The sequence below is a fragment of the Arthrobacter sp. HMWF013 genome (assembly GCF_003061105.1).
In the GTDB taxonomy this organism is placed as follows: Bacteria; Actinomycetota; Actinomycetes; order Actinomycetales; family Micrococcaceae; genus Arthrobacter.
The window spans coordinates 1-6,519 of the sequence record NZ_QAIQ01000354.1 but is presented as its reverse complement, the minus strand read 5'-3'; the positions used below and the strand labels follow the sequence as shown (position 1 = coordinate 6,519).

The window sequence follows — 6,519 nt, the reverse complement described above, 5'->3', positions numbered from 1 at the left end:
CCGCCGCGACGAGGCGGACAATCCGGCGCAGCTCGAGTGCCAGCGGGGTAGGCGGCGACTGCGTCCCGCTGGTCAGCGCGGCGATTCCGGCCAGGCGGGTGTTCCCCCCGGTACGGGACACCACGGCGTCGGCCTCTCCGTTGACGAGGAATGTACCGCCCCAGGCGCTGTCGCCGTCGGATTTCGCTACGGCTTCACTTTCACCGGTCAGCATGGACTCATCCACTGCGCAGGCGGACGCGCTGGAAAGGACGACGTCGGCGGGCACCCGGTCGCCTGCTGTCAGGACTACCGTGTCCCCCGGGACCAAACCGCTGGTGTGTACCCTCACCAGCCGCCCGTCCCGGCGGACAGAGACGTCAGCCGGAAGCAGCCCCCGGAGCTTTGCCGCTGCGTGCTGGGCCCGTTCCTGCTGGACGTGGGCGAAGATCCCGTTGACGATAACCACCAGGATGATGGCGACACCCAGTTCCGGCATCCCGGCGATGAAGGCCAGTGCCGCCGCGCACCAGAGCATGAGTGCAAAGAAGTGGGTCAGCTCCCCCAGCAGTTTCCGCCAGCGCGGCACCGTCTTGGCGGCCGGGAGAACATTCGGTCCGGTCTCCTGCAACAACGCCGCAGCCCGCTCCGAACTTAACCCTGCGTCCACCGGCCCGTGTATCGGTGGGCCCACCGGCTGCGTCATGGCAACGTCAACCCCGGCACGTCCGCGTCCGCACGTCCGCCGAGCGTGAAGCGACGGGTGCCGCCGGCGCCCAACAGCACCTGTTCGGGACCAACCTGTAAGCGGATGGCTGCGGCGTCGCCAGGAGCCGCGGACACGGTCAACGTTCCGTGCTCGAGGTGGACTGTGAGCAGATGGTCCCGGTAACGGACCCGGAATTCCACGTTGGTGATGCCCTTCGGCATTTTCGGGGCGAAAAGGAGAGCGTCCCTGGTGATCCTGAGTCCGGCGAAGCTTCGCTGGACGACGTCGATGGTTCCCGCCATCGCGCCGAGGTGGACACCCGTGTGGGTGGTGCCTCCCTGTGTGTCGTCAAGGTCCGCACTGAGGGCTTCGCGGAAGGTGTTCCACGCCCGCTCCGGATCCCTGGCTGCGAGCACCGACGCGTGGGCAACCCTGCTCAGGGTGGAACCATGGGCTGTGCGTGCAAGGTAGTAGTCAACGGTGCCTGCCAGCTGCTCAGCTGAGACTTCGTAGCCCAGGCGGGCCAGGAACGTGGTCAACTCCTTCTCTCCCAGGACGTAGAGCAGCATCAGCACGTCAGCCTGTTTGGCCAGCCTGTACCGGTTGGTGCTGTCCCCTTCGGCTTCGAGGATCAGGTCCAGCCGTTCGATGTTCCGGTAGGTGTTGCGGTAGTGGTCCCAGTCGAGCTCCAGCAGGTCCTCGTAGCCTGCGAACTGGCTGATGATGCCGTCGTGGAATGGCACTGACATTCTTTCGCTGACGTGCTTCCAGCCCTCTATCTCCCCGGGGTCAATGGACAGGCGGTCCTGAAGGTCTTCGAGGTCGTGGCCGGACAGGAGGTTCATGATCTCGCAGGCCTGGGCGCATACCCAGGCTGCCATGACGTTCGTATAGGCGTTGTCATCCAGGCCGGCGCCCGGGTTTGCCGGATAGCCCGTGTGGTATTCATCGGGCCCCATGAGGCCACTCAGATGAAACCTGTCCATGTCCTGGTCGTGATCAGCCATGGAGGCAACCAGCCGTGCCACTTCAACGATCAGCTCGGCGCCGTGGCGGAGGAGCCATTCCCTGTCCTGCGTGGCGAGGAAATACTGCCAGGCGCTGAAGGCGACAGCCAGCCCCGCATGGCGTTGAAGATGGGAGTAGTCAGGCACCCACCGGCCGGAGCGCCGGTTGAAAAGCAGCCTGGGTGTCTCCTCCCGCCCGTCGCTGCCGCTTTGCCAGGGATAGAGCGCGCCCTGGAACCCGGACGCCACGGCTGCTTCCCGGGCCGCCGGAAGCCGCCGCCACCGGTAGTTGATCAGGGAACGGGCCACCATTGGCATCCGTGACGTCAGCAGGGGCAGGACGAAAAGTTCATCCCAGAAAATGTGGCCCCGGTACCCCTCCCCGTGGAGCCCTCGGGCAGGCACGCCGGCGTCCAGTTCCGCTGTATGCGGGCTCAAGGTCTGGAGCAGGTGGAAGACATGGAGGTTCAGGATCAGCTGTACGTGTGGACTGCCGCCCACATCGATGGCGAACAGATTCAACAGCCTGCCCCAGGCATCCCCATGCGCCGCCAGCATCACGTCAAAGTCCCCGCCGGCGGCATTGAGCACTGACAGGGCGGCCAGCGCCGGGGAGGAAATGGCATGGTCCCGGGAGGTCACCGTAGCCGCCGTTTTGGTCACCGCCACCGGCACGGCATCGGTCAAGTGCAGCTCCCAGGTCCGGCAATACAACCCGGTCTCCTCCACCGGCGCGCCGTTGCCGTGCGCGCCAGGGCCGTGCGCGCCAGGGTCCGGCCACTTGCCGCGTTCCATTCCGGAGATGGCCGTCCGTAATGCGGTGGCGATCCTGATATGGCTTTGGCTCGTTTCCACTTCAATGACCGGAACCGGTTCCGCAGGTGCTGACGCGTTCAACCGGACCAGATGGTGGTGGGACAGGAGCGCATCCTCCGGCACATTCTCGTTGGTGACGTTGGTGTCCACTCCACTGCGCATCAGCAGGGATCCGCTCCAGCCCAGAGCTGTGAAGGTTGTTTCCAGGGCCATCAGGTGCGGCTGGGCCATCGACACAAACCGGCGCTGGACCGCTGCCAACCGGCGTCCATCAGGTGCCTCCAGCAGGATTTCGCGTTCGAGGGTGGCCTTGCGCATGTCGAGCACCCGGCGTTCGCGGAGGATCCTCAGGCCACCGCCGGACCACCACCCTGCGCCGTCCAGCCGGACGTCCAGGACCAGCCAGTTGGACTGGTTCACCATGTGCTCGTCCTCAGTATCCTGGCCCTGCACCCGGCTGACCAGCCTGTTGTAGACCCCGGCCAGGTACGTCCCCGGGTAATGGACTTCGCTCATCCGGCTCTCGGGAGCAGCGCCGCGGACTGCCACGTACCCGTTACCCAGGGTCGTCAGAGCCTCCCGGTGTCCTTCGTGAGCCGGATCGTAGCCCTCATAGATCAGGCGCCACGGGTCACTAAGCACACGGCCAAGATCGAGCTGGCTCACATCCGTCAGCACAACGTCGGCACCGGCAGCCTCCAGCTCGGCCCGCCTCTGCGCCCTGTCGATGCCAACCACCAGGCCGAACCCGCCGCGCCGCGCAGCTTCCACACCGGCCACGGCATCCTCGATCACCACTGCCCGGGCGGGAGGAATACCCAGCCGGTGAACTACCTCAAGAAAGAGCGCCGGGTCTGGCTTACCTGGCAGTCCCAACTCCCCGGCGAGCACACCGCCCACCACCAGGTCGAAGGCGTCCGAGAGGCCGGCCGCCGCCAGGACAGCGGCTGCGTTGCGGCTGGATGTTGCCAGTACCACCGGAACCCGTGCTGAGCGCAGTCTGTCCAGGAGTGCCACCGTTCCCGGAAATGCCCTGACACCTTCACGTCCCAGCCGTTGCCTGAAGAGTTGGTCCTTCCGCGTGGCCAGGCCGTGGAGTGACCAGGCCCCGGCGGAATCTGCAGCCGTTCCCTCGGGAAGGGTGATTCCGCGGGATCCGAGGAATTCCTCCAGACCCTCCATCCGTGGCCGGCCATCCACGTAACTGACGTAATCGGCGTGGCTGAAGGGACGGTTTGAAGCCTCGGCCGGGATCCTGGGGTCCTTCAGCATTCCGTCAAAGAGTTCCTTCCATGCCTCCTCATGAACCGAGGCCGTATCGGTCACCACACCATCCAGATCGAAAATGACTGCGTCAAACGGCGACAGTGCTGCGGAGGCTGTGGGCGAGTGTGCCATGGCTGTTCACCTTCAGCGTGCGGGTGTTGAACCGGTCGGCCGTGGGTGCGCCGCTTGCTGAGCAGATTCGCCCGGGCGTGGCATCAGATCCAGCTTCAGCAGGTGGAAAGCGCCGATGACCGCGAAAAACAAGGAGAGACCGAGGGACAGCCAGAACGACTGGACATTGATGTCCAGGCCAAAGAGAGGCTTTGCGAGTTCGCCCAGGGCCAGCGAGAAGATGAGCGTGAATCCGAGGATGTACAGAGCCGGCAGGAGGAGGAGACCCAGCGGATGGGACCGGTAGCCGAGGAAAGCCAGCAGCAGGAACGCAGGCATGATGAAGCAGAGGTCCAGGATATAGATGGAGTACAAAGAGTCAATCTGGTTTCCCGTGCTCATCAGGGGCACCAGCATGGCGATCCAGAGCGGATAGAAGATGAAGGGCTGAAGGAGCGCCCCGGAGGCAGAAATGATGCGGAGGGTCCGGGGCAGGTTCACTTCGAGGGGATTCCGCTCGAGGTTGGCCCCGGCAGCGATGAGCCCCCAGAAAGCCAGGCCAAAGATTGCCAGGTATACAAGGTAGAAGCCGTTGTAGGTCCGCTCGATGGCATAGATTCCGTACGCGTAGAAAAGATAGCCAAGCACCCCGAGTGCCACGATCTGGCCCTTGGCCGGTTCGTTTCCACCCGCCAGCGCCACGGCAATCAGCAAGACTGCCGCCGCAACGGAAATGATGTCCTGCGAGAAGGCGCCCGGAACCAGGTCCGGCGCAACGACGCCCGCGTAGATCCCGGGGACGGCCACACCCGTGACTGCGGCCACGAGAGCCAGCAGGCCGGTGACCGCCCAAAGGACCCTGTGAAGCCGAAGGTTTCTGAGCACTGGTCTTGGCGCCTTCCTGTCAACGCCAACTCAAGCACCGCACCACTTGCTACGGGCAGAGGCTTTGGTCCCAGACAGCCTGCGCCACGTAGGCTGGTATCCCATGACTCCCGAGACACTGCCGCAACCCCTTTCCGAACACCAGAGGGCCGGCCTGGGCACCGTTCTTGGCGCCGCGGTTGCTGATGCCCTCCTGATCCTGGTGTTCGCCGCGATCGGACGGGACGCGCACCAACGCGGCGACATCATTCTGGGGGTGCTTCAGACTGCATGGCCGTTTCTCGCCGGGGCGGCCCTCGGCTGGCTGTCCCTGAGGGTTTGGCTGCGTCCGCTGACGGTGCGCCCTTCGGGGCTGGCCGTATGGATCGGCGCAGTTGCCGGCGGCATGATCCTCAGGGCCATCACGGGGCAGACTGTGGTGATCGCGTTCATCGTTGTTGCCCTGCTCAGCCTGGGACTTCTGCTTGTTGGCTACCGGCTCATCCTGGCCGGCGTGCACCGCATTGGCATGGCGCGGGGCCAGCGCTGATGTGAGCCCGCATGTAATAGGCTGGCAAGACCAAACAGTCTTGCCGGGCAAAGCTACGGCCAACAGATCCCGGAAGGATTGACAAGTGATCACCGCATTCGTTCTGATCAAGACCGACGCCGCACGCATCCCGGAAACTGCTGAAGAAATTTCTGCAATCCCTGGCATCAGCGAGGTCTATTCCGTCACCGGAGAATGGGACCTCATTGCGGTTGCCCGCGTGGCACGGCACGAAGACCTGGCTGATGTCATCGCCGACAAACTGTCCAAGGTGCCCGCCGTCGTTCACACCACCACTCACATTGCCTTCCGCGCTTACTCCCAGCACGATCTCGATGCGGCATTTGCGCTGGGTTTCGAACAGTAAGCAGCCGCCCCGCAAAGAGCAGGTACCCCCCCTTTAAAAGTCGGGTACCTCTTGTGCATGCGTCGGAGGCTTCGGGCTCGTATTCTCGTAAATAAGGTGACACTTCAGGACCGGCTGGGGCCCGAAGCGCTTTGGCGAGCAGATTCCACCCCTTATCTGCCCCGCTTCAAGCCGTCATACTCCTGACCCTGTCAGGCGCCCTGTACGCACGGTTACCCTGCGAGGCAATCATGGCGAAACCAGCCTCTGTTACCCCACGTGGCCGGGCACCGGTCTTTTTTGATGCCAGCGGAAACCGTTGGCGAAGAGTCCTCGGCCTGGTGTTTGCGGCTGTGATGACGGTGGTCCTTTCGACTGCCAGCATCCTCCCGGCGGCGACCGCCCCTGTGCACCCAGGGCTCCGGCACCAGGCGTCTGACTACCCGCGGGAGCTGTTGGCCCTGCAGGATCTGGAAAACATTCCCAAGATCGGATATCACGAGCGCGCCTCCATCTTTCACCGCATAGCGCTGGTTGAGCAAACGGATGGCAAGACTGTGCTCAAGGACCCATTCAGCGACACCGTCTGGAGGGAGGCCACCCCGGACGAGATACCGCTGATTGGCGCCAGCCCCTACGTGGTGGAGGCGTACGGCGAACCCCTGGAACGCACGCTCATGCTGACTTTCGACGACGGGCCGGATCCACGCTTCACCCCGGAAGTGCTTGATCTCCTGTCCAAGGAGGGAGTTCCTGCGACTTTTTTCCCCGTGGGTGACAACATCGTCAAGTATCCCGACATCTTCCGGCGCATCGTCCGCGAAGGACACATGGTTGGTAACCACACACTGTCCCACATCGACTTCTGGGC

Annotated in this window: 6 protein-coding genes; 3 read left to right on the top strand and 3 right to left on the bottom strand. The window is 64.0% G+C overall.

Features of this window, described 5'->3' with window-relative positions:
* The 3 genes from DBR22_RS13340 to DBR22_RS13330 all read right to left on the bottom strand — a co-directional run.
* The coding region (locus DBR22_RS13340) for an HAD-IC family P-type ATPase (RefSeq protein WP_146187501.1) at positions 1-685 on the bottom strand (685 nt) is incomplete at its 3' end.
* Positions 682-3,909, bottom strand: coding sequence for an HAD-IA family hydrolase (locus tag DBR22_RS13335; protein ID WP_108599418.1), 3,228 nt, complete (start codon positions 3,907-3,909; stop codon positions 682-684). The genes DBR22_RS13335 and DBR22_RS13340, both read right to left, overlap by 4 nt.
* A 12-nt stretch (positions 3,910-3,921) precedes the next feature.
* Positions 3,922-4,773 carry a hypothetical protein gene (locus DBR22_RS13330; RefSeq protein ID WP_108599417.1) on the bottom strand — a complete coding sequence of 284 codons (852 nt, stop codon included), beginning with the start codon at positions 4,771-4,773 and terminating at the stop codon, positions 3,922-3,924.
* Between the two features lie 103 nt (positions 4,774-4,876).
* Between DBR22_RS13330 and DBR22_RS13325 the strand changes: the two genes are divergently transcribed.
* The 3 genes from DBR22_RS13325 to DBR22_RS13315 form a co-directional block, all read left to right on the top strand.
* Entirely contained in the window at positions 4,877-5,302 is a 426-nt protein-coding gene (locus tag DBR22_RS13325) for a DUF3054 domain-containing protein (RefSeq protein WP_108599416.1), read from the top strand.
* Between the two features lie 85 nt (positions 5,303-5,387).
* Positions 5,388-5,669, top strand: a complete 282-nt coding sequence (locus DBR22_RS13320) for an Lrp/AsnC family transcriptional regulator (protein WP_056340053.1) — start codon at positions 5,388-5,390, stop codon at positions 5,667-5,669.
* Between the two features lie 230 nt (positions 5,670-5,899).
* Positions 5,900-6,519: polysaccharide deacetylase family protein (locus tag DBR22_RS13315; protein ID WP_219928117.1), on the top strand; the 620-nt coding region annotated here is incomplete at its 3' end.

Bases quoted from the DNA above. Each gene is read 5' to 3' on its own strand.
- DBR22_RS13335 (WP_108599418.1), bottom strand. From the start codon at position 3,909: ATGGCACACTCGCCCACAGCCTCCGCAGCACTGTCGCCGTTTGACGCA.
- DBR22_RS13325 (WP_108599416.1), top strand. From the start codon at position 4,877: ATGACTCCCGAGACACTGCCGCAACCCCTTTCCGAACACCAGAGGGCC.